The sequence below is a fragment of the Pseudomonas sp. SF2 genome, from assembly GCF_036858055.1.
Lineage (GTDB): Bacteria > Pseudomonadota > Gammaproteobacteria > Pseudomonadales > Pseudomonadaceae > Aquipseudomonas.
The window spans coordinates 26190-52381 of sequence record NZ_JAMBDI010000011.1 but is presented as its reverse complement, the minus strand read 5'-3'; the positions used below and the strand labels follow the sequence as shown (position 1 = coordinate 52381).

Sequence of the window (26192 nt, the reverse complement as noted above, 5' to 3'; positions counted from 1 at the left end):
CATCCAGTCTGCCGCCAGGAGCCGCCCCCAAGTGAGTACCAACGCCATCCGTCCCGCCCGGGAGCTGCTGCTCAAGGAATACCGCGGCGTGCTCTCGACCCATTCCAAGTCGATGCCCGGCTACCCCTTCGGCTCGGTCGTGCCGTACTGCCTGGACGCCCAGGGCAACCCGCTGATCCTGATCAGCCGCATCGCCCAGCACACCCACAACCTGCAGAAAGACCCCAAGTGCTCGCTGCTGGTAGGTGAGCGCGAAGCCGAGGACGTACAGGCCGTGGGGCGCCTGACGGTGATGGCCGAGGCACACAAGCTGGTGGAGGAGGCCGCCATCGAGGCCGCCGCCGAGCGTTACTACCGCTATTTCCCGGACGCAGCCAACTACCACAAGGCCCACGACTTCGACTTCTGGGTGCTACAGCCGGTGCGCCACCGCTACATCGGCGGCTTCGGCGCGATCCACTGGCTCGACCAGGTGACCCTGGCCAACCCGTTCGCCGGCAAGGCCGAGGCAAGCATGGTCGAGCACATGAACAATGACCACGCCAACGCCATCGCCCATTATGTGGAGCTGACCGATTTGCCACGCCATGCGCCGGCGCAAATGGTCGGGGTGGACAGCGAAGGCATGCACCTGCGTATTGGTCAGGCGGTGCACTGGTTACCTTTCCCCAGTACTTGCAACACACCGACACAAGTCCGCGAAGCCCTGGTTTTACTGGCCCGCGCCGACCAGTGGCCGGTTGCGACGGAAGTCGAGGGTTGAAAAGCCGAGCGCACGCATCCATCTGTTGGTCTTACAGGAAGGTTCTCTTCCAACGAGGAATGCTTTGATGCGTGCTTTTCTATTGTTGTTTCTCCTGTTTCCCGTGCTGGAGCTGTTCGTCTTCGTGAAGGTCAGTGCCGCCATCGGTTTTTTCCCGGCGCTGCTGCTGATCATCGCCGGCTCCGCCCTGGGTGTGCTGGTGATGCGGGTGGCCGGGCTGGCCACCGCATTGCGCGCCCGTGAAAGCCTGCAGCGCGGCGAACTGCCCGCCGAGGACATGTTCCAGGGCATGATGCTGGCTGTTGGTGGTGGCCTGCTGTTGCTGCCAGGTTTCATCAGCGACGTGCTGGGCCTGCTGTGCCTGCTGCCATTCACCCGTCACCTGGCTGCGCGCAAGATGCGCGAGCGTGCCGAGGCCCAGGCCATGCGCCAGCGCGCCTTCCAGGACGACCCGTTCCAGGCACAGCCGCGTGATGGCGGGCACCGTCCGAACGTGATCGAAGGCGAGTACGAGCGCCGCGACAAGTAACAACCGGGGGCCGCTTCGCGCCCCTTTCCCGACGCAAGGCCGCTCCGGCAGGGGACGCATACCTCCTGTGGGAGCGGCCTTGTGTCGCGAAAGGGGCGCGAAGCGGCCCCAGCTTTTTACGGGGCCAAAGACGCTAGTGAAAAATTTTCTGAAACAAGCCTTGTAATTGAATATGGCGGCCTCATGTAGTGGTCACCGCAAGGTTTCTGGTGGCAACACCAGGCATAACTCAGGTGGTTCGCCCATTGCGGGCCACCCCCGGCAACGCCGGACAGCATCAACCCGCCGGTGTCGACACCGGCCGATGAAAACCACTATTTGGGAGAGATCGACAATGAAGCTTCGTCCTCTGCATGACCGCGTAGTCATCCGTCGCAGCGAAGAAGAATCGAAAACCGCTGGCGGTATCGTCCTGCCAGGTTCGGCCGCTGAAAAACCAAACCGCGGCGAAGTTGTCGCCGTCGGCACCGGTCGCATCCTGGACAACGGCGAAGTGCGTGCGCTGGCCGTGAAAGTGGGTGACAAAGTGGTTTTCGGCCCTTACTCGGGCAGCAACACCGTGAAAGTCGATGGCGAAGACCTGCTGGTCATGGCCGAGAACGAAATTCTCGCCGTTATCGAAGGCTGATTTCCCCGACTTCCCGTTACTCCAAAGAATTCCAAGGATTAAACGATCATGGCTGCTAAAGACGTAAAATTCGGCGATTCCGCTCGTAAAAAAATGCTGGTTGGTGTCAACGTTCTGGCTGACGCGGTAAAAGCTACCCTGGGCCCGAAAGGCCGCAACGTAGTGTTGGCCAAGAGCTTCGGCGCGCCGACCATCACCAAGGACGGCGTATCCGTCGCCAAAGAAATCGAGCTGAAAGACGCTTTCGAAAACATGGGCGCCCAGCTGGTCAAGGAAGTTGCTTCCAAGGCCAACGACGCTGCCGGTGACGGCACCACCACCGCTACCGTTCTGGCTCAGGCCATCGTCAACGAAGGCCTGAAAGCCGTCGCTGCCGGCATGAACCCGATGGACCTGAAGCGCGGCATCGACAAGGCCACCGCTGCCGTTGTCGCCGAGCTGAAGAACCTGTCCAAGCCATGCGCCGACTCCAAGGCCATCGCCCAGGTAGGTACCATCTCCGCCAACTCCGACAACTCCATCGGTGAGATCATCGCCGAAGCCATGGAAAAAGTCGGTAAAGAAGGCGTGATCACCGTTGAAGAAGGCTCGGGCCTGGAAAACGAACTGTCCGTTGTAGAGGGCATGCAGTTCGACCGTGGCTACCTGTCGCCGTACTTCGTCAACAAGCCGGACACCATGGTTGCCGAGCTGGAAGGCCCGCTGCTGCTGCTGGTCGACAAGAAGATCTCCAACATCCGCGAGCTGCTGCCAGTTCTGGAAGCCGTTGCCAAGGCCGGCCGCCCACTGCTGATCGTTGCCGAAGACGTTGAAGGCGAAGCCCTGGCTACCCTGGTAGTCAACAACATGCGCGGCATCGTCAAGGTTGCAGCGGTCAAGGCCCCAGGCTTCGGCGACCGTCGCAAGGCCATGCTGCAGGACATCGCCGTCCTGACTGGCGGCCAGGTCATCTCCGAAGAAATCGGCCTGTCCCTGGAAACCGCTACCCTGGAGCACCTGGGTAACGCCAAGCGCGTCATCCTGTCCAAGGAAAACACCACCATCATCGACGGCGCTGGCGCCGACGGCGAGATCGAAGCACGCGTCAAGCAGATCCGTGCCCAGATCGAAGAGACTTCCTCGGACTACGACCGTGAGAAGCTGCAAGAGCGTCTGGCCAAGCTGGCTGGCGGTGTTGCCGTGATCAAGGTGGGTGCCGGCACCGAAGTTGAAATGAAAGAGAAGAAAGCCCGCGTTGAAGACGCCCTGCACGCTACCCGTGCAGCCGTTGAAGAAGGCGTGGTGCCTGGCGGTGGTGTGGCCCTGGTTCGCTCCCTGGCTGCCATTGCCAACCTCAAAGGCGACAACGAAGACCAGAACGTCGGTATCGCCCTGCTGCGTCGCGCCGTTGAAGCGCCGCTGCGCCAGATCACTGCCAACGCCGGCGACGAGCCAAGCGTTGTCGCTGACAAGGTCAAGCAAGGTTCGGGTAACTTCGGTTACAACGCTGCCACCGGCGAATACGGCGACATGATCGAGATGGGCATCCTGGACCCAGCCAAGGTCACCCGTTCGGCGCTGCAAGCTGCTGCTTCGATCGGCGGTCTGATGATCACCACCGAAGCCATGGTTGCCGACCTGCCGGAAGACAAGCCAGCTGCTGGCATGCCTGACATGGGCGGCATGGGTGGCATGGGCGGCATGATGTAAGCCAGCCTTACCCCCTGCACCATCAGAAAGCCCCGGCTCGTGAGAGCCGGGGCTTTTTGCTTTCAAGGTTAATGTCAAAGTCAGATGGGCGATAGGTAATGCTTTTGATGTCCTTGCCGGATGCCGAGGATTCCGCGGGGACCAACAAACACGGAGGTCGTGGTTGAAGTTCCCTGATAACTGTCTGCCTCTCTAGAGGTCTGCCATACCTTCATGAGATCCTTGGCTCCAGGTTTGTAATCAGGGTAGCGCTCAGCGGCCATTTCTAAAGCATGTTTTGGCAGAATACCCTCCCGATTACCTTCAGCTGCAGCGAGAATCTCCATTGAATCGGAAAGCTGTTTAGCCCTATGCAAAGAGCGGGCGCCGATGGTGTTCGCGAGCGCTTTGGATGTTTGGGAAAGGTTTATGAGATCCTTATTACCCAGATGTGAAAGAATCTTGTCCATGGGCGGCAGGTGCGAAATTTTTTCTAGCCCTGCAGGTACACCCTGTAGTTCTGGCATGGAGAGTCTTCGCAATTTAGGTTGGGCGTGCAGGGTTGGTACTGAGTTGGACCTTCGTAGCCGTGAATGTCCGCTGGGGTCAGAGGCATTGATTGGGTCCCCTGCACAGTAAGCGTAAGCATTGAGCCCACCTGCGCCGAACGGGCTCAAGGTATCCGGTGAGTGAAACCGCATTTTCGTCGGACTATAAGCCCTATAGCCTGATCCCAAGAGGTAGGCATTGGTGGGGATGTCGAGATGCTGCCCGCTGAAGCTGAGAAAAAGCAATGCTGCTGAGGCATCGCTGCAATGTCCATAGACGCTATGGACGAATTGCAGCGTACTGCCTGTGAGATGCCAGTGCTGCACTGTATTTTGAGTGTCAGTGGTGAGCAGTGCCGCATTGCTTGCCGTTGAATGAAGCTGGGCCAGCAAGTGATGACTTGCTTGAAATGCGTAGCGCGACTGCGTTTCGGACAGCTCTACACTTAATTGGCTGCTGAGGTAAAAGAAATTGCATCGAGTAGTCATCGAATTTCAAGCTCTTCTCATCTGGCCTGGAAAGTGTGGCCGATAACTTGAGTCGAAGACACTGGTAAAAATGTCAGGTAAGGCTTAATGCCAGGAGCGCTGCGCCGTTTTGCACCTGCAACTGTGAGTAGGCCGCAAAGCGGCCCCTGGGTCAGGCGACGCTACGCTCAGCGGCAGGTACCTCAGCCATTCCCCGACGATACAGAACCAGGTAATACGACCCCAACCCGATCAACCAGCAGAACACCGCCGTCCACACGTTATGCGAAAGGAAGTGCGCCCCTTGCATCATCCTGCCAACCGACAGCACTGAGCCGGCTATCAGCGCCACTGCAAATGCCACCCGCGCCAGCCGCGGCTTGCGGTCACGCAGCATGAAGAACAAGCCAAACAGGCAGAACCCGGTCGCCGCATGCCCGCCCGGCCAGCACAGCCCGGGCTTTTCGGTTGCCGGTCGCGGTTCCAGCAGCTTGCTGTAGGTCTCGGTGCCGCCAAACTGGGTCAGGCTCCACGGGCACTGCACCTGGGTGACCTTTTTCAGCGGCGTGACAAACGCCGTGGACAGGCCCAGTGCCAGCACCAGGCAGCCCAGTTCACGGCGCCAGCCGAACAGGCGCTTCACGAAGAAGCTGGCGGCAAAGGTCAGTAGCGACAGCACGCCCAGCAGGATCACCACTTGCTTGACCCGGTCATGCAGGATGTTCTCCAGCAAATAACTGTGGCGGCCGATGAACTGCCCGGCAGCAGGGTCGAAGAACAGGTTGGCAATGTCCATGTCGATCGAGGTCAGTTCCAGCAGGATCAAGCCCAGCGCGGTCGCCAGGGGGAGCCCAAGGTACAGCCAGAAATTGATCGGGCGAGGGCGGGTTGGTTGCTGCATGACGGCTCCAGGGCGCGAAAAAGATCGGGCATTGTCGACCGCCCGCTATCCTGTGTCCGTGAAGGATCAGTGAAAAAACCGTCAAGTGCGGTGAATTATCCCTGGGGCTGGCACCCTGCAGGCATAGGCCTTAAGCTGCGCCTGCCGCGCACCACAGCGAGAAGCGCCGCACAGGAGAAACCGATGCGCATTCTTTTGGTTGAAGACAACCGCGATATCCTGGCCAACCTGGCCGATTACCTGGGCATGAAAGGCTACACCGTCGACTGCGCCCAGGATGGCCTGTCCGGCCTGCACCTGGCTGCCACCGAGCACTACGACCTGATCGTGCTCGACATCATGCTGCCCGGCATCGACGGCTATACCCTGTGCAAGCGCCTGCGCGAAGACGCCCGCCGTGACACGCCGGTGATCATGCTCACCGCCCGCGACCAACTGGACGACCGCCTGCAAGGCTTCCGCTCCGGTGCCGACGACTACCTGCTCAAGCCCTTCGCCCTGTCGGAGCTGGCAGCCCGCATCGAAGCTGTGCTGCGCCGAGCCCAGGGTGGCGGGCGCCGCACCCTGCAGGTGGCCGACCTCAGCTATGACCTCGACACCCTTGAAGTCAGCCGCCAGGGCCGCCTGCTCAAGCTCAACCCGGTCGGCCTCAAGCTGCTGGCGGTGCTGATGCAGAAAAGCCCGCACGTATTGCGCCGCGAAGTGCTGGAGGAAGCCCTGTGGGGCGATGATTGCCCCGACAGCGACAGCCTGCGCAGCCACGTGCACCAACTGCGCCAGGTGATCGACAAGCCGTTCGAAAAACCGCTGCTGCATACCGTCCATGGCGTCGGCTATCGCCTCGCCGAGGGCCGTGATGGAGTTTAAGCAAAGCCTTGCCCAGCGCATCATCATCGCCTTTGCCCTGATGAGCGCGTTAGTGGCCGGGGCCTTCGCCTTCGGCATCGTCGGCACCGTGCACCTGGTCGAAGAGCGGCTGATTTCCTCGGTGCTGGGCGGTGACCTGCAGCGCCTGCTGCGCATGGACAGCGTCAGCGACTGGAGCCACCGGCCACGCCCCGACCAGTTGTTCTACTTCAGTGGCGGGCGTGACGACTTCGAGCTGCCCAAGGACCTGCGTCATCTCGACCGCGGCTTCCACGAGGTATTCCGCGACCAGCTGTCGTACCACGCCATGGTCGAGATCGTCGATGGCCGCCGTTATGTGCTGCTGCAGGACCAGAGCGACTTCGAAGAGCGCGAGCGCGTGCTGTTCGCGGTAGTGGTGGTGGGCTTCGTGCTCAGCCTGGTGCTGGCGGTCATCCTCGGCTGGCTGGTGGCGCGTCGGGTGATGGCGCCGGTGATCCGCCTGGCGCGCCAGGTTCGTCACCGCGACCAGTTGCTGGGCCTGGCCCCGCCGCTGGCGCCGGACTATGCCGCGGACGAAGTCGGCCAGCTGGCGGTAGCCTTCGACGATACCCTGGGCCGCCTGCGCGATGCGCTGACCCGCGAACGGTTGTTCACCAGCGACGTCAGCCACGAACTGCGCACGCCCTTGATGGTGCTGGCCACTTCGTGCGAACTGCTGATGGAGAACCCGACGCTGGACGCCCGCTCGCGCAGCCAGGTGGAACGTGTGGCGCGTGCCACGGAAGAAATGCGTGAACTGGTCAAGACCTTTCTGATGCTGGCCCGGGCACAGCGCGACGAGGGCGCGGTGGCTTCACGGGCCACCCTGCGGGAAGTGGCCGACGAACTCGTCGGGGTCTGGCGCGACACCATCGAGCAGAAAGGCCTGGCCCTGTATTTCGATGGCCGCGTCAGTGCCAGCCCGGTGCTGTACAACGCCACCTTCCTGCAGTCGGTGATGGGCAACTTGCTGCGCAATGCTGCGCATTACACCGACAGCGGCTACATCCGCCTGAGCCTGGAAGCCAACGGTTTCAGCGTAGAGGACAGTGGCGTGGGTATCCCGGAAGAACAGCGCGAGGCGATGTTCCGGCCGTTCGTGCGCGGCGATGAGCGGCGCGGCGAGGGCCTGGGCCTGGGCCTGTCGCTGGTGCAGCGGATCTGTGACGACCAGGGCTGGCGTGTCACCCTGACATCGACCTTGCCGCACGGCTGCCGTTTCAGGGTGGACCTGAGCAATACTGCGGCCAAGGGCGACCCGGAGGCTTTGGTCTAGTAATCTGTTGTAACAGGTCATGCGGGGCTCAACATTTTTTTCACATCGGCATGACCTGATTCCTACGCTTGCTTACCTAATGTGGGCGGAATGGAGTCAGGAGATGCCCAATGCGTAGCCCCATCAAGCTTGAATTTTCCGAGAAGTACGACAAAGAACATGCGCGCGAGTACTTTCTCAAGCACCAGGATGGCCTGGCGCGTCGCCTTTCCCACAAGCGAGATGAGCAGCTGGCGCGTCGCGCCCTGGCATTGGCGGGTGAGCCTGGCCTGGTCCTCGACCTGCCATGCGGTGCCGGCCGCTTCTGGCCGTTGCTGGCAGAAAAGCCCAACCGGGTGATCATCGGCGCCGACAACTCCGAAGCGATGATCGAGACAGCCTGTACCGCGCAACCGCCAGAGGTGGTGGCGCGGGTACGTCCTTTGCAGACATCGGCGTTTGCCATCGACTTGCCAGACAACTCGGTGGACAGCATTTTCTGCATGCGCCTGTTCCACCACATTGGCGAAGCGGCCCACAGAAAAACCATTCTTTCGGAATTTCAACGGGTTAGCCGTGATAGTGTGATCCTGTCATTGTGGGTGGACGGTAATTTCAAAGCCTGGCGCCGGAAGAAGCTGGAACAGCGTCGCAGCGCCAGGAAGGGCGACCAGGACAATTACCAGAACCGATTTGTGTTACCGGCCGAAACGGTCGAAGAAGAATTCCGAGCCGCCGGCTTCAGAATCCAGGAACGCCTCGACTTCCTGCCGTTCTATGCCATGTGGCGGGTCTATGTATTGCGTAAGGGGTAGTGTTTGATGGCTGTAGCCCAGAAAGGGGAGTCGCGGTTCGATTTTTACTGGCGCCAGCAGGGCGAGTGGGTCGAGGAGCCTAACCAGCGCCGTGGTGGCGAGAGTGGTGTGCAACGCCTCAACGATGGCAATGGCAAGCTGCTGTATGCCAAGCGCCAGGTCGGGCATATCTACCGGAGCCTGCTGCACCCTTTCGGTCGGCCAACCGTATTGCGTGAACTCGATGCGCTGAACAGCTTCGAGCAACTGGGCGTGCGCGTACCGCGCATCGTCTTCTGTGGCGCCGAGCGTGATGCCGACCACCAGTGGCGTGCGCTGCTGGTGAGCGAAGCACTCGACGGTTTCGTCGAGCTCGACACCTGGCATGCCGAAGGTGCCCGCGAGCGTTACCCGCAGGTGGTGCATGAGCGCATGCTCAAGGACCTGGCGGACAACCTGGCGCGGATGCACCTGGGGCACTGGCAGCACGGCTGCCTGTATGGCAAGCACGTGTTCATCAAGGTAATTGGCGAGGGTGAGCAGGCTCGGGTCGAAGTCGCGCTGCTGGACCTGGAAAAGTGTCGGCGACGTATCAGCTGCCAGCGCGCGGCGGGCAATGACCTGCGCCAGCTGCGCCGCCATTCGTCGATCAATGACGCAGAATGGCAAACCCTGCTCTACTTTTACCAGATGGCGTTTGGCAGCGCTGTCAAAGGGTTAGGGCAATGAAACTAGAAATAGCTCGAGCTTTATTCCTGGTAGCTGGCCTGGCGGTGACCACCGTGGCGGTGGCCGCCTGGGAAGAGCCGAGGCCGACAGTGTTCAGCAAGGCCGAGACGGCTGACCAGTGCGCGTTGCCGCGGGAAGTGAAACCGCAGCAACAGGCCGAGGTCGCGCCGGATCAGGACCTGCTGCTATTCCTGTTCGGCATGCGCCAGGGGTTGCGGCCGTTCGGTTGAACCCGGTGTAGATGGATGCCAGAGGCCTCGCGATTGCGGGGCCTCTGGCATTTTTGCTTCTGCATTGCCGGCCTCTTCGCGGGTAAACCCGCTCCCACAGGTACTGCACCAATTTCGGATACCGGTGCCGTACCTGTGGGAGCGGGTTTACCCGCGAAGAGGCCGGTTCAGGCAACCGATGTCTGTCTGGCCACCTCTTTGTGCGCCAGCAACGTGTAGATACAAGGCAACACAAACAGGGTGAACAGCGTGCCAATCGACATCCCGGTGGCAATCACCGTGCCGATGTCAAAACGGCTGACCGCCCCCGCCCCGGTCGCCAGGATCAGCGGCACCATGCCGAACACCATCGCCGCCGTGGTCATCAGCACTGGTCGCAGGCGAATCGCCGCGGCTTCCTCGATCGCTTCGCGCACGCTCAGGCCGCGTTCCTCACGCAACTGGTTGGCAAACTCGACAATCAGGATGCCGTGCTTGCTGATCAGCCCGATCAGCGTCACCAGCCCGACCTGGGTGTAGATGTTCATGCTCGATACGCCGAGGAACAGCGGCAGCAGCGCGCCACAGATCGACAACGGCACGGTCACCAGAATCACCAGCGGGTCGCGGAAGCTTTCGAATTGCGCCGCCAGCACCAGGAAGATGATTGCCAACGCCAGGCCGAAGGTCACCCACAGCGCACTGCCTTCCTGCACGTACTGGCGGGCCACGCCGGCATAGTCGAAGGCGAAGCCTTCCGGAGCCTCTTCGCGGGCGATGCCCTGCACGGTCTGCAGTGCCTCGCCCAGGCTGACCATGGGCACGCCCTGGATGATCGCCGAATTCAGCTGCTGGAACTGGTTGAGCTGGCGCGGGCGGGCGCGGTCGGTGAGGGTGATCAGGGTCGATAGCGGCAGCAACTGGCCCTGGTCGTTCTTCACGTAGTAGTTGTTCAGCCAGCCGGGGTTATCGCGGTACGGCCGCTCGACCTGGGCAATCACCTTGTAGCTGCGGCCTTCGAGGGTGAAACGGTTGATTTCCGCTTCGCCCAGCAAGGTCGCCAGGGTGCCGCCCAAGGTGTCCATCGACACCCCCATCTGCGCCGCCTTGGCCCGGTCGATGTCCACCACCACCTCGGGTTTGTCGAAGGCCAGGTCGATGTCGAGGAAGGCGAACTTGCCGGACTCCTGGGCGCGGGCCTTGATGCGCTGAGCCACATCCAGCAGTGCCGGGTAGTCGCCAGCGCTGTTGATCACGAACTGGAATGGCAGGCCCTCGCCGGTGCCGGGCAGCGACGGCAGGTTGAAGCCGAAGATCTGCAGGCCGCTGATTTCCTCAAGCTTGCTCTGCACCAGCGGCAGCAGTTCCATCTGCGTGCGCTCGCGCTCGTTCCAGGGCTTGAGCAGGAAGCCGCCGATGCCGGTCTGCACGCCATTGAAGCCGTTGATCTGGAATGACGAGTAATACTCCGGGAAAGCCTTGAACAGCGGAGTGAATTGGTCGGTGTAGGCGTTGAGGTAATCAAGGTTGGCCGGCTGCGGCGAGCTGCTCATCATGAAGATCACCCCCTGGTCCTCGTTGGGCGCCAGTTCGTTCTGGGTGAACTTCAGCAGCACCGGGATCAGGCACAGGATGATCACGGCGAACACCAGCACCACCGGCCGGCTGTCGAGGGTAGCGTGCAGCAGGCGCTGGTAGCGCACCTTCAGGCGTTCGAACAGCACGTCCAGGCGATGGGCCAGGCCGCTGGGGTTCTGCTCCTGGCGCAGCAGCAGGGCACACATCATCGGCGACAGGGTGAGGGCAACGATGCCGGAGATGATCACTGCACCGGCCAAGGTCAGGGCAAACTCCTTGAACAGTGCGCCGGTGAGCCCGGTAAGGAAGCCGATCGGCGCATACACTGCCGCCAGGGTAATGGTCATGGACACCACCGGCATGGCGATTTCCCGGGCGCCTTCAAGGGCGGCGTCGAACGGCGATTTGCCTTCTTCCATGTGCCGGTGGATGTTCTCCACCACGACAATCGCATCGTCCACCACCAGGCCGATGGCCAGCACCATGGCCAGCAGGGTCAGCAGGTTGAGCGAGTAGCCCATCATCTGCATGAAGAACAGCACACCGATCATCGACAGCGGGATGGTCACCACCGGGATCAGCACCGAGCGCAGGGCACCGAGGAACAGGAACACCACCACGATGACGATCAGTACCGCTTCGCCGAGGGTCTTGATCACTTCGTCGATGGAGGCCTGGATGAACAGCGTGGCGTCGTAGGCGATCGATACCTTCAGCGCCGAGGGCAGCTGGCTTTCCAGCTCGGGCATGATACGCCGGACTTCCTTGATGACGTCCAGCGGGTTGGCGGCCGGTGTAGCCTTGATGCCGATGTACACCGATGGGGTGCCGTCGAACGAGCTGACCGTGTCGTAGTTTTCCGCACCCATCTCGACCCGCGCCACATCGCCCAGCAACACGCGGCTGTCGCCACTGGTCTTGACCGGTAGCGCGGCGAACGCCTCGGCCGACTTCAGTTCGGTGCTGGCGTTGATGCTGGTGACCACGTATTCGCCCTTTACCTCACCGGCCGCGGAGAGGAAGTTGTAGCGGCGTACGGCATTGGTCACGTCGGTGGCCGACAGGCCGAAGCCTGCCAGTTTCACCGGGTCGATCCAGATGCGCATGGCGAACACCTGGTTGCCGAGGATCTCCGCTTCGGCCATGCCCGGCAGGGTGGCCAGCTTGGGCTGGATCACCCGCGACAGGTAGTCGGTGATTTGCGGGTTGCTCATCTCCTTGCTGTAGAAACTGATGTACATCAGCGCCGAGGCATCGGCGGCTTCCTTGCTCAGTACCGGGTCTTCCGAGTCCTGGGGCAGCTTGTTGCGCACTTCGTTGGCCTTGGCCAGCAGCTCGGTGAACAACCGGTCGCTGTCAGCGCCGATACGTGCGTAGATGGAAATGATCGAGAAGTTCTGCCGGCTCACCGAGGTCATGTAGTCGATGCCTTCGGCGCTGGCCAGGCTTTGCTGCAGCGGCTGGGTGATATAGCCCTGGATGGTCTCGGCGTTGGCACCGGGGTAGGCAGTGGTCACCGTGATCAGGGCGTTTTCCATTTGCGGGTACTGGCGGATCTGCAGCTTGTTCCAGGCCTGGAAGCCCAGCAGCAGGATCAGCAGGCTGACCACGCTGGCCAGCACCGGGCGGCGGATGAACGGGTCGGTGAACGCCATGCCAGCCTCCTGTCAGTCCTTGCCCGGCGCGCCCTGTGCGGGCTTGAGGGCTTTGTCCTGGCCAATGCGGATTGCGGCGCCGGGGGTGAGCTTCAGTTGGCCGGCGGTGACCACCTGTTCCCCCGCCTGCAGGCCCTTGCTGACCACCACCACGCCGTCACGGCGCTCGCCGGTCTGCACCGTGCGCTGCTCGGCGGTGAGCTGCGGCTGGCCCTTGTCGTCGTTTTCCGGCTTGCCGTCCTTGTCCTTCTTCGGCGTGGCGACGTACACCGAGTTGCCATACAGGGTGTAGGTGATGGCGCTTTCCGGCACTACCACCTGTGGCTGCGGGTTGGGCAGCAGAATCAGCAGGCTGGCGAACATGCCCGGCAGCAGCTTGCCGTCCGGGTTGGCCATGGTTGCGCGCACCAGCAGGTTGCGCGTGGTTTCCTCGACCTTGGGGTTGATGGCGCTGAGGCTGGCGGGGAAGGTCTGGCCCGGGTAGGCGGCCACCTGCACCAGTACCTGCTGGCCCAGGCTGAGGTGTGGTAGAGCCTGTTCCGGTACGTTGAAGTCGACGTAGAGGCTGGATGTGTCCTGCAGGGTGGCGATCACCGTGCCGGCGGCCAGGTAGTCGCCAACGTCCACCTGGCGAATACCGATGGTGCCGCTGAACGGGGCGCTGATGCTTTTCTTGGTCTTCGATGCCTTGAGCTGGTCGACCACCGCCTGGTTCCGTCGGTACTGGGCGGTGAGGCGGTCAAACTCGCCGCGGGAGATGGCCGAGTCGCCGACCAGCTGGCTGCCACGGCCGAAATCGACCTTGGCCAGGCCCAGGTCGGCCTGGGCGGTGCCGAGCAGGGCGGTTTCCTGGTCGTCATTGAGCTGCAGCAGCAGCTGCCCGGCCTTTACCTGCTGGCCCGAGTCGAAGTGCAGGGCTTTGACGATGCCTTCCACCTCCAGGCTCAGCTCCACGCCCTGTAGCGCCTTGAGGCTGCCGACGGCGGGCAGGCGCTCTTGCCACGGGCGCTGTTCGGCCAAGGCGGCCGCCACGGTGATGGGCGGCTTGGGGGCAGTGAAGATCTGGATCTGCTGGTAGATCGAAAAGGCTTTGTAGCCCCCCAGGGCCAGCACGATCAGCAGAACCACGGCCAACATGATGAGCATGCGGCGGCGCAGCATAGGTCCGGTTCCTTGGATGCGGTTGTTATTCGCTTGGACACGACAACGGGCGATCCTGCCCACGTGTGAATGGGGGAAGTATTGACTGTTTTTTGTTGGATGGAGGGATAAATGCCTGTGAGGGCCCCTTCGCGGCTAAAGCCGCTCCCACAGGGACCGCGCAGTCAGTGGGTTGCGCTGTTCCTGTGGGAGCGGCTTTAGCCGCGAAGGGGCCAGTACAGCCAACCCGAAAATCAGACGAGATGCAGGTGGTTGTCCCAGAAACCGGACGGCAGGTTCATCGGCTGCCCGACCAGCTCGGCCTTGCGGCAATCATAGAACCGGCAACGGCCCTGCCCGGAGGTGACGACAAAACCGTCCTGCACCGCGCCCACCCCCGCACAATCGGGCATTGGCGCATCCAGCCGTACCGCGCCACTGTCCAGGTCCCAGATGAACAGGCGATTGGCCCGTGGCGCGGTCAGCGCTACCAGCCGCAGCTCACTGTGGATAGCCACGCTGGCGGTGTACTGGGCCATGGCCTGCAACTGCCGCTCCGGCACCGGGAAGGCCTTGAACGGCTCGCCCGGGCGCTTGATTGCCAGCAGTTCGGCGGTTTCATCGGCATCGCCCATGAACTGTTGGCAGGCGGCGATCGTGCCATCGCTGCCCACCGCCAGGTGGCGCACGCTGTTCATCTGCTGGGCCAGGGTTTCCTTGCTCAGCAGGGTACCGTCGCGCTGCATCAGCACCAGGCTCGGTTCCATGGCGTCGAGGTTCATCTCCACCCGGCTTTCGGCTTCGGTGCGGATACCACCATTGGCCACGATCAGCGTCTCGCCGTCCGGCAGCCAGGCCACTTCGTGCGGGCCGATGCCGTGGGTCGGAATCTCGCCGCTATGCACCAGGCGCTCGCCCTCGAAGCGGTATACACCGAGTACGCCACGCCCCGGGTCGGTGGTGTCGTTCTCGGTGGCATACAGCCATTCGCCACCTTTGTGGATGACCGCGTGGCCGTAGAAGTGCCGGTTCGGCTGCGAGGTGACGGTCTGCAGCAGGCGCCCGTCGCGCAGGTCGACCAGGTAGCTTTCGGTACCGGGCCGGCGGGCGACGAACAGGGCGATCGGTAGTTGCGGGTGATGGATGATGGCATGGCAACGTTGGGCGACCTGGGTGCTGAACACCGGGGTGCCGTCCAGGCGGAACCCGACCGCATAGTGCTTGCCGTCGCCGTCGTCACGCGCCGACAGCAGCAGGGGCTCGCTGCCTTTGTTGCGGAACAGGCTCCAGCCGCCCAGGGTGAGGGCGCTGAGCAATACGCTACCGAGTTTGAGGGCCTGGCGTCGCAGCATGATCAGTCACCGTCGTTGGCATTGAAGCCCAGCTGGATGTTCAACGCCTTGGCCAGGTCGCCTTCGTGCAGGCGGTGGACGGCGTTGAGGCTGTCGTAGATCTGGTTCAGGGTTTGCTGGCCGGCGTCGTCGGCCAGCAGCTCGCCCAAGGTCTTCTGGTTGTCGGCCAGCAGTTTGAGCGAGGCAGCGTAGGCGGCGTCGATCTTGTCCGCCAGGGCTTTCTGATCGCTGGACAGCAAGCCTCGCAGGCCTCGGTTGTCGACCCCGACCCAGACCGCTTCGGCGGCCTTGAGGCTGGCCTCCAGGCTCTTGAGCGAGCTGTGGCTGCGCCAGGCTTCGGCCTGCAGTGGCTGCGGGATACCCTTGCTCTGGCGGCCCATCGGTGCACCGAGCTTTTTCTTCAGGCTGTCCAGGGCGGTGACCTGGGCGCGCAGCAGGTCGGCGATGGCCTCGTGGGAATCGGCGTAGCGCTGGTTGGGGAACTTGGTCATCTGCGAGAGCATGCCGTCGGTGCTGTTCCAGCCCTTGAGGATCTCTTCGGCCAGGGCTTTCTGGTGTTCAGCGATGGCCACCAGCAACGGGCAGTAGCGGGCTTTCTGCTCGGCAGTGGCGATATCCGGCTTGCTGTCGAAGAGGATGTACTCGTAGGCCGACAGGCCACGTACCACCACGCTGGCCTTGCCCAGGGCCGCGGCATCGACCGGCTGGTCGGCGTTGACCAGCTGCTCGACCTGGCGGCCGACCAGGTTCTTCTTGTCGGGCCAGAACTGTACCTGCCAGGCACGGTTGCCTTCGGCCAGCGGGCCGACCAGCAGCGGTTGCAGCTCGGCCCAGGCCTTTTGCGCGTTGAGGAAGTCGGTACGGGCCTTGTCCAGGGTTTCCTTGCCTTCGCAGTAGGCCAGGGCGCTGGCGGCCAACGTGCGGTCGGCTTCGACCCAGCGGCTGTAGGTAGGCAGGATCACCTGCTTGGCGATGGCAGCGGAGGTCACGGCTTGCGGGTCCTGCGGCGAGCAGGCGCCGAGGGCGAGTGCGGCGAGGCTGGTGAACAACAGTTTGGGTCGGAACATGCCCGGCTCCTATGCGCTTTTTAAAGTGAGTTCAGGAACGCCAGCAACGCGGCACGCTGCCCGGCATTGAAAGTGAGTACGAAATTGCGTGCCGCCTCGGCCTCTCCTCCGTGCCAGAGCACGGCTTCGAGCAGGTTGCGGGCGCGGCCGTCGTGCAGGAACTGGCTGTGCCCACTGACCGTTTCGCTCAGGCCGATGCCCCACAGTGGCGGGGTGCGCCAGTCCTGGCCGTTGGCGGCGAACTCGGTGCGCTCGTCGGCCAGGCCCGGGCCCATGTCATGCAACAGCAGGTCGCTGTAGGGGCGGATCAGCTGGTTGGCCAGCTCCGGCTCGGCGGCATTGGCGGCGGTGGTGAACTGCGGCGTATGGCAGCCCTGGCAGCCGGCCTGGTAGAACAGGTTCTTGCCCGCCAGCACCTGCGGCGAGCCCACATCGCGGCGGGCCGGCACGGCCAGGTTGCGGGTGTAGAAGGTGACCAGGCGCAGGATGTTGTCGCTGACTTCCTTCTCGTCACCGGCACCGTTGCCGTTGGGCGCGGCCAGGCAGTCGGCCTGCGCCGCGGTGCAGTCGTCGTTGGGCAGCAGGGTGGTGGTCAGGCCCATGTCGCCGGCAAAGGCGTGCACGTTCTGCTGGTTGACGTTGGGCTGCCCGGCCTTCCAGCCGAAGCGGCCGACCACGGTCTTGCCCTGGGCGTCGTCCCACACCCGGTTGGCCCGGCCGCGGATGCCGTCGCGGTTACGGTCGTCGGGGTCTTCGTTGGCCAGCAGGTCGGCTTCGGGGATGGCTTCGAGCAGGCCCAGGCCGATCATTGGCGGCGCCACCCGCGCCGAAAAGCGCGTGTCGGGGTGCATCACGCCATAGCCAAGCTGGGTGATCTGCAGGGCCGGCTTGCGCAGTTCGACCTGGTGGCCGTCCTTGAACGACACCTTTTCGCTGGTATAGCTCACCCGCACCTTGCCTTCTGGCGTCACGCCCGGGATGGCCATGTCCTGCAGCTGGGTGCCATAGACCGGTTCCGGCACCACGCCGAGGCGCTCCACCACCTTGGCCAGGTAGGGCTGGTCGGGGATCGACAGGCGTACCAGCATCGATACGGCATTGCTGTCGTCCGGTTCTGGCGGGTGGCCGCGGCCGTCACGTACGTGGCAGTTCTGGCAGGCATTGGTGTTGAACAGCGGGCCCAGGCCGTCACGTGCGGTGGTGGTGGACGGGGCGATTACCCAGGGGTTGCGGAAGAAACTGTTGCCGACGGCGAAGTCCAGGCGCCGCTCGGGCGAGAGGTTGGCCGAGGGCAGGGAATAGGCATTGCGGTCAGTGCGCTGCACGGTGGCGTTGCCGCCCGACAGCGCTTCGCCGGGCTCGGCCTGGGTGAAACGCGGGGCGTCGTCACAGGCGGCGAGGGCAAAGGCCAGCAGCAGGGGGGAGAGTCGGGACAGCGACAAGGACATCGAGAATCCTGGGCGTGAGCGAAAAACCGGCGTGCAAGCTTAGCAGGGTGGGGGAGTTTGAATAAGAGCAATTTGCAATTGCTGGATGAAATCGGTGTCAGTTGGCCATGGTTTGTGGGTGCCTGGTCGGGCCCAATCGCCGGCAAGCAAAAAAGGCGACCCGAAGGCCGCCTTTTTCAGAACCGCTACAGCAGGATCAGAACTCGTGATCCGCGGTATCCGGGTTCAGGTTAGCAATACCCAGCTTGCCCGCGGCCTGCTCGATCGCACCGGTCTGCTTGACCAGGGCGGCAATGGCGTCGCGTACGATCTGGTTGCCGGCAGCGTTGTCGGCCGCGATCAGCTGATCGTAGTGCTCGCCCTTGAGGGCGTGGTCGACGATCACCTGGATCTTGGCTTCGGTGGCTTCGAGGTCGGCCTTGAGGGTGGCGTCGGCGGCCGGGTCGACCTTGGCCACCAGTGACGACAGGCTCGGGCCGGTCACCTTGGTGCCATCCGGGCGGGTGTACTCGCCCAGGTAGACGTTGCGGATACCCTTGGCGTCGTAGAAGTGCGAGTAGTGGGTGTTGTCGCTGAAGCAGTCCTGCTCGTCTTCCGGCGAGTTGGCTTCCAGCGAAACCTTCATGCGCTCGCCAGCCAGTTCGCCCAGCGACAGGCTGCCCATGCCGAACAGCATCTTGCGCAGGCCGTCGTTGACCGGCTCGGCTTCCAGCTTGGCTCGGTAGTTGTCTGCCACGTTGGGTGCCCAGTTGCCGACCATCTCTTCGAGGTCCTTGACCAGCAGGTCGGTGGCTGCTTTCAGGTAGGCACGGCGGCGGTCGTTGTGGCCGCCGGTGGCGCCCTTGCCTTCCAGGTAGTCCGACGCAGGGCGGTTGCCAGCGCCCGGGCCGGTGCCGTTCAGGTCCTGGCCCCAGAGCAGGAACTCGATGGCGTGGTAGCCGGTGGCAACGTTGGCTTCGGAGCCGCCCAGTTCGTTCAGGCTGGCCAGCTTCTCGGGGGTGATGTCCTTGACATCGACCTTCTCTTCGCCCACCTGGATCTCGGTGTTGGCGATGATGTTGGCGCTGGCCGCCGGGTTGCCCAGAGCGTGCTCGTAGCTCTTGTCGACGTAGTCGATCAGGCCTTCGTCCAGCGGCCAGGCGTTCACCTGGCCTTCCCAGTCGTCGATGATGGTGTTGCCAAAGCGGAAGGCTTCGGTCTGCAGGTACGGAACGCGCGAGGCGAACCAGGCTTCCTTGGCGGCCTTCAGGGTTTCGTCGTTGGGCTTGGCCAGGAACGCGTCGACCGCGGTCTGCAGGGCCTTGGCGGTGCTCAGCGAGTCGCTGTAGACGGTGTAGACCAGCTCGGCGTAGTGCTTGACCACGGCTTTGCCGGCAGCTTCGTCGACAGCCCCGGGCGCTGCAGCGGTGGTGCTGGCGGCAGCAGGTGCCTGGGCTTGCGGCGCGGCGGCCTTGTCGTCCTTGCCTTCACCGCAACCGGCGAGAGCGATGGCAATGGCCAGCAGACTGGCGGAGGCCAGAGGCATTCGAATCATTATTGGTTTTCCTGCATCGTGTGGTTGGACCAAGGGGTGGACCGTGCGCCGTGGCACGCGAAACCACAACATCATGCGAAAGATTTGCATTTGCTGTAAAGGGGCGGGCGTGCAATTCGGGTAAATGCCGGTCACGGCCTGTAACCGGGCAGGCGGCTCAGAACATCGAAACCTGGTTGCGCTGCGCCTGCTTGAGGAAGTTGGTCAGCTCACGGGCCGACAGCGGCTTGCTGTAGTGGTAGCCCTGGCCTTCGTGGCAGCCCTGGGCGACGATGTAGGTTTCCTGTTCGGCGGTTTCCACGCCTTCAGCGATCACCTGCATCCCCAGGCTCTTGCCCAGCTGGATGATGGCGCGAACGATGGTGGCGTCATCATCGTCGTCCAGCAGGTCCTGGACGAAGCTCTTGTCGATCTTGATCTTGTCCAGCGGCAGCGATTTCAGGTAGCTGAGCGACGAGTAGCCGGTGCCGAAGTCGTCGATGGCAATCAGTGCTCCGGAGCGGCGCAGGCTCAGCAGGTGCTGGGCGGCGGTGCTGATGTCTTCCATCAGGCCGGTCTCGGTGACTTCCAGCTCCAGGCTGCGTGGCGGCAGGCGGTAGGCCTGCAGCAGGTTGTTGACCACCCGCGGCAGTTCGTTGTGGTGCAGCTGTACGGTGGACAGATTGACCGCCATGCGCAGGTCGCTGAAGCCCATGTCGTGCCATTCGCGCAGCTGCCGGCAGGCCTGGTCGAGCACCCACTCGCCGATGCTGATGATGCTGCCGTTCTGTTCGGCGAGGGGGATGAACTGATCTGGCGGCACCATGCCCAGCTCCGGGTGCTGCCAGCGCAGCAGTGCCTCGACACCGACCACGCTGTGGTCGCGGTAGCTGATCTGTGGCTGGTACACCAGGTACAGCTGGTTGCGCGCCTGGGCTTCGCGCAGGTCCTTTTCCAGCTCGCGACGGCGGCGCATCTCGCTGTCGACGCTGGCGATGTAGAACTGGTAGCGGTTGCGCGAACGGGCCTTGGCCAGGGTCATGGTCTGTTCGGCTTTCTGCAGCAGCTTCTCGGTGCTGTCGCCGTCTTCCGGGAACAGGGTGATGCCGATGGTGGCGCGTAGGCGGATCTGCTGGTGGTGGTCGAGGTCGAACGGCACTTCCAGGTCGTCGAGGATACTCTGCGCCAGTTCGGCCGCCTCGTAGGGCTGCTCGATATTGGCCTGTACCAGGGCGAACTGGTCACCGCCCAACCGTGCCAGGGCGCCCAGGCGGCCGCTGTGGGCGCGCAGGCGGTCGGCCAAGGCCAGCAGCAGCTGGTCGCCGACCTGGTAGCTGAACTGCTCGTTGATGCCCTTGAAGTCGTCCAGGCCTACGCATAGCACCGCCACACGGTGTTGCAGGCGGCCGCCGTCGACGAGGATCTTGTCCAGTTGCTGCTGCAACTGCTGGCGGTTGGGCAGGCCTGTGAGGAAGTCGTACTGCGCCATGCGTTGCAGGCTGTTTTCCGCTTCATGGCGCAGGTGGGTATTGCGCTCGATCGAGGCCAGCAACTGGTTGGCGGTGTTTACCCACAAGCCCAGTTCGTTCTTCTCGTGGCCCTTTAGCAGCGGCAGTTGGTGCTGGCTGGGGCGGTCGGGGTTGATCTGGGTAAGGTGCTCGATGATCTTCGACAACGGTTTGGTCAGCAGCCAGTGGTAGACCAGGTACAGCACCAGGCCCATGGCCAGGGCCCGCAGCACACCGGAAATGAAGATGATCACGGCGTTGATCAGAAAGTCTTCGCCGTAGGACGAGGTGTCGAGGGTGATGCTCAGGTCGCCATAGTATTCGCTGTAGGGGCCGCGGCCGACCAGTTGCGTGGTGTAGGTACGTTCCTGGCCGAGGATAAGGTCGGTCAGCCAGCGCATGGGCGTGTCCTGCAGCGGGCGGGACTTTTCTGCCAGCATGGTTTCGTTGGGGTGACCGATGGACGCCATGCGTACCGATTCGTCCTGGAACAGGCCTTCCATCACCTGCATGCCCATTTCGCGGTCCAGGCTATATACCGCCTGGGTCGAGGGGTCGCGGAACATGTCGAGGATGCGCTGGGCATCGTTGTTCACGGCCTGGCGGGTCTTGTAGGTGTCGTAGACGATTTGCGCACAGCTGAGCACGACACCGACCGCCAGCGCCGACAGCAGCACGACCCTGAGCAACTTGACCGACAAGCTGTTCCGCAATTCCAGCTTCAATGGGGTTTCCTTAATCCATACGCATGGCATCATTTTGCCATCAACGATGACGATACACTATCGGCCGACCATTAGTAGTGTATCGGTTGCCTGACCCCGCAACTTGAATGCGCTGTATCAATCTTCCAGAGGTTTGATGTTAGCGTGGTATGCGGGTTGAGCAAGCATTTTGCGGGTGGGGCGCAGGTGAAAACTGTGCAGGCCACTTCGCGGGCAAGCCCGTCCCCCAGGCATTGCACATTCTTCGAACAGTGTAAAGCCTGTGGGAGCGGACCGGGATTTGCTCGCCGCTGGAGAAGCGGACGGATCCCTGCGATGAAAGGCAACCACCTGTGTACGCATGCAGACGAGCACAGCATCCGCCATCAGGCAGGCACTGTGAAGGCACGCGTTATCGGGCAGTTACAGTAGTGCGGGGAAAGGGTTATTGGCGATTGGCACTGCTGGCCGGCCATTGTTCAAGTTCGGCACAGGGCGGGGTCAGGAACATGTCCGACTGAAACCGAATCCCGCAACTGTAATCGATGAAGGCAGGCGCGTTCTCGGCGGCGGCAATATTGTATTTCTGGAACGGCAACATGGCCCTGCGCACCGGCGACTGGTTGAGAATATTCTTGAATACCATGCTGGTGTCATCGGCAATCCACAGCCGACGGACTTTTCTTTTCATGTTGCCGTCAGTGAACTGGTGGCGTGCATGCAATACTCGCAAGTTGTCCATGACCAGGATTTCGCCGGGTTCCAGGCTAATGTTGGTGATGTAGTCCGGGTTGGTTGAATATTTATCCTGGATATATTGGAAGGCGGAACTGGCCCATTCCGGACTGAACGCAGTGCTGTCATAGCGGTAGCGAATACGCAGTTTGTTCTCGTTGACCTTTTCGAAGACAGAACAATCGATCGACAGCAGGTCATCACGGCAGTACGTGACACTGCCACTGGTCATCAGGATCTTCAGGATGTCGGGATGATTCACCAGCAGGTCATTATAAATGCGTTGCCCATCCACCAGGAAGTTGTCACCGCCAAACTGCGGTTTGGAAACGCACTGCAGAATGACGTATTTGGGCGGGGTAATCTTCCTGGCAACCCCATCGATATACGCCATGCCATTGAGGAACGAGCCATCCGTATGGGGATAGAAGTCGCTCGACAGTTCGCCGTGGTAGTCGTCCCTGAACGCTTGCCAGTCCTTGTTGATCGGATCGCCGCCGCCGACCACGCCAGTCTTGTCGGATTTGGTATGGAACTGGATCAGGCCGAACCGGCCTGCCACCGCGCGAAAGGCCTCGAGCGAATCGTCCTCGGGGTTGATTACGCAATATCCATGTTCATGAAGAAAAGTCGAGATCCCCTGGGTGTCCTTGGAATCAAACTTTTTACGCGCGATCATTTCAAACTCCTTGTTTGAATGGATGAAGCTCAGACGTTTTGAATAAAGTGGTCCACAATCATTTTCAAACCGAAGAACGTCACCCCGGCTTTAAGCAGGATGGCGCCAACACGTTGCGATATTCGATTTCGAAGAAAGCCGCCCAGGTAGGAACCGGCGGTGGAGGCGGTGATCATGATGATGATCAACTGGGCATAGTCCATGAAGGCAAAGCCGGCAAAGACAAAGGCAGCTACTTTCAGGCCGTGCAATACACTCATCTGCATGGCGTGGGTGACGATGACCTGATCCTTGTTGATGTTCATCCTCATCAGGATCGGCTGGGAAATAAGCCCGGTGACGGCAACGAACAGTGATAGAAACGTTTGCAGGAAGCCAACGATGGCAAAGTTTTTCAGGACAAAGCCGAGCGAGGCGACCAGCTTGGTCCAGGTAATCGCCAGGATGAAGATGCCGAGAATCAACGACAGGTACTTTTCCGGGAAATGCCCAATGAAGAAGTAACCGATGGCTGCCCCTGAAAGGCAGCCGATGACATAACGCGGGAGAATCTCGATTTTTGCGTGCTTGTAATCGAAGGCGAAGCGGCTGCCGTTGCTGACCATCTGAATCAGGCCATGCACCGGCACAACGGCAGAAATGGGCAGGAACTGCGGCATGACTGCCAATAGGCCAATCCCGCCGCCTACGCCGATAGCGGCAGTCATCAAAGAAGTTAGAAAGCTGACGCCCACCAAAACATATAGGCCAGCGGATAGTTCAAACATTGTCACTCCTGTCTGATTGACATGAATTCAAGCGGGCACTTCTGTACCGCAGTTGCTCGTTGCTGTTTGTGGCGCGCACGCAGCCACCCGACGGCGCACGGCGCGCCATCGGCTGTCGATGATTGGTTGATAGCGGGTATGTCAGCGCCTGGCTTTCAGTGCCGAGCAGCGCCTTTACGCAGCGGGCGCGCTATTTCTCCGGCAGCGCCCAGGCAATGATGCTGTCACCCAGCTTGGTCGGAATCCGGTCATGCCCGCCGACCACGGCAACAACGTACTGCCGCCCTTCGCTCATGTAGGTCAGGGGCGAAGCCTGGTTGCCGGCCGGTAGGCGCTCCTCCCACAGCAATTCACCACTTTCGCTGTTGTAGGCGCGCATGAAACGGTCGATGGCAGCGCCAATGAAGGTCACGCCTCCTGCTGTAGCCACGCCAGTGGCGTCGCTCGGAGTGCCGATTTCGAAGCGCAGTTTCGAGGCGATGCCCAAGGGCCCACTGTCATAGCCGGTGCCGAACGGGCGGCTCCAGCGCACTTCACGTGTGCGCAGGTCGATAGCGGAGATGAACCCCCAGGGTGGTGCGATGCACGGCTGTTCCAGCGCTGACATCCATGGGTCCTTGATTGCCCCGAACGGCAGACCGGCCTGGACGCGGAACCCCTGGTTATTGCCCGGCGACTCCTGGAACGACTTGGCATTGATCGCATCGAGCTGCTCCCGTGGAACCAGCCCCTGCATGTACGGCAGCCGCTGGTTGTTGATGATCAGCAGGCCTCGTTGCAGGTCCACCATCACCCCGCCCCAGTTCAGGCCGCCGTGATGGCCGGGGAAGATCAGGCTTTGCTGGCCGACCACCGGTGGCGTAAAGATCCCTTCGTAACGCGCCTGGCGAAACTCGATGCGGCATTGCAACTGATCGAACGGCGTCAGGCCCCAGGCATTGGTTTCGTTCAGCACTTCCGGGGTTTTCGATGGGCGGCCCATGGTGCTCGGCATGCCCGGTGACAGCGGCTGCGTGGCCGCGGTGTAGTCCCCAGGGGCCGTGCCTTGCGGGACGGCAGCCTGCACGACATCGACCAGCGGTTCGCCGGTGGCGCGGTCGAGGACGAACAACTGGCCTGATTTGGTGGCTTGAATGACTGCCGGGCGTGGGCCGCTGCTCGTGGGGAAATCGATCAGCGCCGGTTGTGGGCTCAGGTCGTAGTCCCAGAGGTCGTGATGGACGGTCTGGAAATGCCATTTGACCTTGCCGGTGAGCGCATCCAGGGCCACCAGTGAAGAGCTGAACTTGTCTTCCTGTTCGGTACGGGTACCGCCATAGAAGTCGCCTGCAGCATTGCCGGTGGTGATGTAGACCAGCCCCAGTTCGTCGTCGGCGGAAATCGGCGCCCATGAGTTGGGCGTGCTGAGCGTGTAGGTTTCATCGGCGTCGGCAGGCGCAGTGCTGTCGGGGCGACCGAGGTCCCAGGCCCACTTCTGTTTGCCGCTGACTGCGTCGTAGGCGCGAACCACACCTGACGGCGCCGGGCGCACATCCGAGTCAAGCACCCGGCCACCGGTAATGACCACACCGCGGATTACCAATGGTGCAGAAGTGATGCCGGTGGAGCCTTTGCGGAACGTGCCCAGGCCGTCCTTGAGGTCGGCAAAGCCTGCCGTGCCGAAATCTGGGCAGGCCTGCCCGGTGAGCGCATCAACTGCACCCAGGCGGATGTCGTTGGTGCCCCAGATGATGCGTTTGGCGCACAGGCCACTGGCATTGGGTACTTCGTAGTACGAGACACCACGGCAATAGGCACCACCGTTGGCGAAATAGTCCGGGTCGACTTTCGAGTCGTAGCGCCAGTTCTCCTTGCCGGTAGTGGCGTTCAACGAAATGATGATTTGCTTGGGCGTGCAGGTATACAGCGAGTCGCCAACCTTGATTGGCGTGGCCTCGTTCAGATACTTGGTTTTTTCGCCAGGCTGTTTCACATCGCCATGATGATACTCCCAGGCCTTGACCAGGCCGGAAACGTTGCTTGGGGTAATCTGCGCCGCAGCGGAATAGTGGTTGCCGAGGTTGGAGCCGGCATAGGCGGTCCAGTTGGTCTTGTCGTGGGACGCGGCGACATTGGCGTCCGGTGAGGTCACCGTACTGCGGCTGAAGGGTTGCTGTGTATGCGCGGTGATAGCGGGCGAGTCGGCCAGGTGAACGGTGTTGGGGAAGAACAGCGGTGTCAGGATGGTGGCCGCCATCAGCAGCGGCAGCCCCCCCATGATGCTGAAATACAGTGCCTTGTTGACTTTGGCAAAGTCGCGCCGGACAAGAGGCCAGAAGGCCAGAAAGATCACACTGAGAAGTACCAGCCATGCCAGACGTGGGATATAGGCCCAGCCGTTGTAGCCGGATTCCCAGATTGCCCAGCCGTAGGTGGCCAGGGATGCTGCACCGTAGAGATAGATGCCGAGCGACTTCTTCAGGCCCATGAGTGCGGCTGACAGCAGCAATGCGGTACCCATCATTGCGTAGTAAGGCGAGCCGCCGGCACTGACCAGCGTGCTTCCCTGACAGGCCAGCGTCAGGCCAAGCAGGGCCAGCAGAATCGTGTACACCCCGAACAGCAGGCTGGAGACCCCCGTCCCGTTAGCCAACGTTCCTTGTTTCATTGCAATCATCCCTGTGTGA

General features: G+C 62.1%; 21 protein-coding genes. 9 read left to right on the top strand and 12 right to left on the bottom strand.

The window, feature by feature from the left end; all coding sequences use genetic code 11:
- The first annotated feature begins 31 nt into the window (after nt 1-31).
- From M2S36_RS08395 to groL, 4 genes are all read left to right on the top strand, one after another.
- Entirely contained in the window at nt 32-763 is a 732-nt protein-coding gene (locus tag M2S36_RS08395; RefSeq protein WP_063913289.1) for a HugZ family pyridoxamine 5'-phosphate oxidase, read from the top strand.
- A gap of 67 nt (nt 764-830) precedes the next feature.
- Entirely contained in the window at nt 831-1292 is a 462-nt protein-coding gene (locus M2S36_RS08390) for an FxsA family protein (RefSeq protein WP_063913288.1), read from the top strand.
- Between the two features lie 334 nt (nt 1293-1626).
- Nucleotides 1627-1920 (top strand): co-chaperone GroES, encoded by a 294-nt coding sequence (locus tag M2S36_RS08385; protein ID WP_003260750.1) that lies wholly within the window; start codon nt 1627-1629, stop codon nt 1918-1920.
- Between the two features lie 48 nt (nt 1921-1968).
- Nucleotides 1969-3609, top strand: coding sequence for a chaperonin GroEL (gene groL, locus M2S36_RS08380; RefSeq protein ID WP_063913287.1), 1641 nt, complete (start codon nt 1969-1971; stop codon nt 3607-3609).
- A gap of 80 nt (nt 3610-3689) precedes the next feature.
- On the opposite strand, the gene M2S36_RS08375 is transcribed toward groL, so the two are convergent.
- Together M2S36_RS08375 and M2S36_RS08370 are read right to left on the bottom strand one after the other, a co-directional pair.
- The gene (locus M2S36_RS08375) at nt 3690-4625 is read right to left on the bottom strand and encodes an RHS repeat-associated core domain-containing protein (protein ID WP_233687051.1); all 936 of its coding nucleotides are present in this window, start codon (nt 4623-4625) and stop codon (nt 3690-3692) included.
- Nucleotides 4626-4776: 151 nt separating this feature from the next.
- The gene (locus M2S36_RS08370) at nt 4777-5505 is read right to left on the bottom strand and encodes a phosphatase PAP2 family protein (protein WP_207834565.1); all 729 of its coding nucleotides are present in this window, start codon (nt 5503-5505) and stop codon (nt 4777-4779) included.
- 183 nt (nt 5506-5688) lie between these two features.
- Between M2S36_RS08370 and colR the strand changes: the two genes are divergently transcribed.
- The 5 genes from colR to M2S36_RS08345 all read left to right on the top strand — a co-directional run bounded on the left by colR (nt 5689) and on the right by M2S36_RS08345 (nt 9401).
- A complete protein-coding gene (gene colR, locus M2S36_RS08365; RefSeq protein WP_063913285.1) occupies nt 5689-6372 on the top strand; it encodes a two-component system response regulator ColR in 684 nt (227 codons plus the stop codon).
- Entirely contained in the window at nt 6362-7669 is a 1308-nt protein-coding gene (locus M2S36_RS08360) for a sensor histidine kinase (protein WP_241105973.1), read from the top strand. The genes colR and M2S36_RS08360 overlap by 11 nt, the downstream gene beginning before the upstream one ends.
- Nucleotides 7670-7779: 110 nt before the next feature.
- Nucleotides 7780-8463, top strand: a complete 684-nt coding sequence (locus tag M2S36_RS08355) for a class I SAM-dependent methyltransferase (protein ID WP_207834569.1) — start codon at nt 7780-7782, stop codon at nt 8461-8463.
- Between the two features lie 6 nt (nt 8464-8469).
- The gene (locus M2S36_RS08350; protein WP_063913282.1) at nt 8470-9171 is read left to right on the top strand and encodes a lipopolysaccharide kinase InaA family protein; all 702 of its coding nucleotides are present in this window, start codon (nt 8470-8472) and stop codon (nt 9169-9171) included.
- On the top strand, nt 9168-9401 hold the full coding sequence (locus tag M2S36_RS08345) for a hypothetical protein (RefSeq protein ID WP_063913281.1): 234 nt from the start codon (nt 9168-9170) through the stop codon (nt 9399-9401). Before M2S36_RS08350 ends, M2S36_RS08345 begins: the two co-directional genes overlap by 4 nt.
- 167 nt (nt 9402-9568) lie before the next feature.
- Here the strand turns inward: M2S36_RS08345 and M2S36_RS08340 are convergent, their stop codons facing one another.
- The 10 genes from M2S36_RS08340 to M2S36_RS08295 form a co-directional block, all read right to left on the bottom strand.
- Nucleotides 9569-12613: a multidrug efflux RND transporter permease subunit gene (locus M2S36_RS08340; protein WP_207834571.1), complete on the bottom strand. Its 3045-nt coding sequence runs from the start codon at nt 12611-12613 to the stop codon at nt 9569-9571.
- Between the two features lie 12 nt (nt 12614-12625).
- Nucleotides 12626-13774: an efflux RND transporter periplasmic adaptor subunit gene (locus M2S36_RS08335; RefSeq protein ID WP_207834573.1), complete on the bottom strand. Its 1149-nt coding sequence runs from the start codon at nt 13772-13774 to the stop codon at nt 12626-12628.
- Nucleotides 13775-14007: 233 nt separating this feature from the next.
- Nucleotides 14008-15105 carry a DUF1513 domain-containing protein gene (locus M2S36_RS08330; protein WP_207834575.1) on the bottom strand — a complete coding sequence of 366 codons (1098 nt, stop codon included), beginning with the start codon at nt 15103-15105 and terminating at the stop codon, nt 14008-14010.
- 2 nt (nt 15106-15107) lie between these two features.
- Nucleotides 15108-16172, bottom strand: a complete 1065-nt coding sequence (locus tag M2S36_RS08325; protein WP_207834578.1) for an imelysin family protein — start codon at nt 16170-16172, stop codon at nt 15108-15110.
- A gap of 20 nt (nt 16173-16192) precedes the next feature.
- Nucleotides 16193-17620, bottom strand: a complete 1428-nt coding sequence (locus tag M2S36_RS08320; protein WP_333956978.1) for a di-heme oxidoreductase family protein — start codon at nt 17618-17620, stop codon at nt 16193-16195.
- 196 nt (nt 17621-17816) lie between these two features.
- Nucleotides 17817-19154 carry an imelysin family protein gene (locus M2S36_RS08315; protein WP_207834582.1) on the bottom strand — a complete coding sequence of 446 codons (1338 nt, stop codon included), beginning with the start codon at nt 19152-19154 and terminating at the stop codon, nt 17817-17819.
- A 157-nt stretch (nt 19155-19311) separates the two neighbouring features.
- Nucleotides 19312-21366 (bottom strand): putative bifunctional diguanylate cyclase/phosphodiesterase, encoded by a 2055-nt coding sequence (locus M2S36_RS08310; RefSeq protein WP_207834585.1) that lies wholly within the window; start codon nt 21364-21366, stop codon nt 19312-19314.
- Nucleotides 21367-21790: 424 nt separating this feature from the next.
- Nucleotides 21791-22759, bottom strand: coding sequence for a TauD/TfdA family dioxygenase (locus tag M2S36_RS08305; RefSeq protein WP_144171236.1), 969 nt, complete (start codon nt 22757-22759; stop codon nt 21791-21793).
- Nucleotides 22760-22788: 29 nt separating this feature from the next.
- Nucleotides 22789-23526, bottom strand: coding sequence for a TSUP family transporter (locus tag M2S36_RS08300; RefSeq protein WP_043935892.1), 738 nt, complete (start codon nt 23524-23526; stop codon nt 22789-22791).
- Between the two features lie 190 nt (nt 23527-23716).
- Entirely contained in the window at nt 23717-26173 is a 2457-nt protein-coding gene (locus M2S36_RS08295) for a membrane-bound PQQ-dependent dehydrogenase, glucose/quinate/shikimate family (protein WP_207834587.1), read from the bottom strand.
- Between the last annotated feature and the right edge of the window lie 19 nt (nt 26174-26192).

Excerpts from the sequence above, each read along its gene's own strand:
- M2S36_RS08390 (WP_063913288.1), top strand. The coding sequence starts at position 831 with ATGCGTGCTTTTCTATTGTTGTTTCTCCTGTTTCCCGTGCTGGAGCTG.
- M2S36_RS08385 (WP_003260750.1), top strand. The coding sequence starts at position 1,627 with ATGAAGCTTCGTCCTCTGCATGACCGCGTAGTCATCCGTCGCAGCGAA.
- groL (WP_063913287.1), top strand. The coding sequence starts at position 1,969 with ATGGCTGCTAAAGACGTAAAATTCGGCGATTCCGCTCGTAAAAAAATG.
- M2S36_RS08375 (WP_233687051.1), bottom strand. The coding sequence starts at position 4,625 with ATGACTACTCGATGCAATTTCTTTTACCTCAGCAGCCAATTAAGTGTA.
- M2S36_RS08370 (WP_207834565.1), bottom strand. The coding sequence starts at position 5,505 with ATGCAGCAACCAACCCGCCCTCGCCCGATCAATTTCTGGCTGTACCTT.
- colR (WP_063913285.1), top strand. The coding sequence starts at position 5,689 with ATGCGCATTCTTTTGGTTGAAGACAACCGCGATATCCTGGCCAACCTG.
- M2S36_RS08360 (WP_241105973.1), top strand. The coding sequence starts at position 6,362 with ATGGAGTTTAAGCAAAGCCTTGCCCAGCGCATCATCATCGCCTTTGCC.
- M2S36_RS08355 (WP_207834569.1), top strand. The coding sequence starts at position 7,780 with ATGCGTAGCCCCATCAAGCTTGAATTTTCCGAGAAGTACGACAAAGAA.
- M2S36_RS08350 (WP_063913282.1), top strand. The coding sequence starts at position 8,470 with ATGGCTGTAGCCCAGAAAGGGGAGTCGCGGTTCGATTTTTACTGGCGC.
- M2S36_RS08345 (WP_063913281.1), top strand. The coding sequence starts at position 9,168 with ATGAAACTAGAAATAGCTCGAGCTTTATTCCTGGTAGCTGGCCTGGCG.
- M2S36_RS08340 (WP_207834571.1), bottom strand. The coding sequence starts at position 12,613 with ATGGCGTTCACCGACCCGTTCATCCGCCGCCCGGTGCTGGCCAGCGTG.
- M2S36_RS08335 (WP_207834573.1), bottom strand. The coding sequence starts at position 13,774 with ATGCTGCGCCGCCGCATGCTCATCATGTTGGCCGTGGTTCTGCTGATC.
- M2S36_RS08330 (WP_207834575.1), bottom strand. The coding sequence starts at position 15,105 with ATGCTGCGACGCCAGGCCCTCAAACTCGGTAGCGTATTGCTCAGCGCC.
- M2S36_RS08325 (WP_207834578.1), bottom strand. The coding sequence starts at position 16,172 with ATGTTCCGACCCAAACTGTTGTTCACCAGCCTCGCCGCACTCGCCCTC.
- M2S36_RS08320 (WP_333956978.1), bottom strand. The coding sequence starts at position 17,620 with ATGTCCTTGTCGCTGTCCCGACTCTCCCCCCTGCTGCTGGCCTTTGCC.
- M2S36_RS08315 (WP_207834582.1), bottom strand. The coding sequence starts at position 19,154 with ATGATTCGAATGCCTCTGGCCTCCGCCAGTCTGCTGGCCATTGCCATC.
- M2S36_RS08305 (WP_144171236.1), bottom strand. The coding sequence starts at position 22,759 with ATGATCGCGCGTAAAAAGTTTGATTCCAAGGACACCCAGGGGATCTCG.
- M2S36_RS08300 (WP_043935892.1), bottom strand. The coding sequence starts at position 23,526 with ATGTTTGAACTATCCGCTGGCCTATATGTTTTGGTGGGCGTCAGCTTT.
- M2S36_RS08295 (WP_207834587.1), bottom strand. The coding sequence starts at position 26,173 with ATGAAACAAGGAACGTTGGCTAACGGGACGGGGGTCTCCAGCCTGCTG.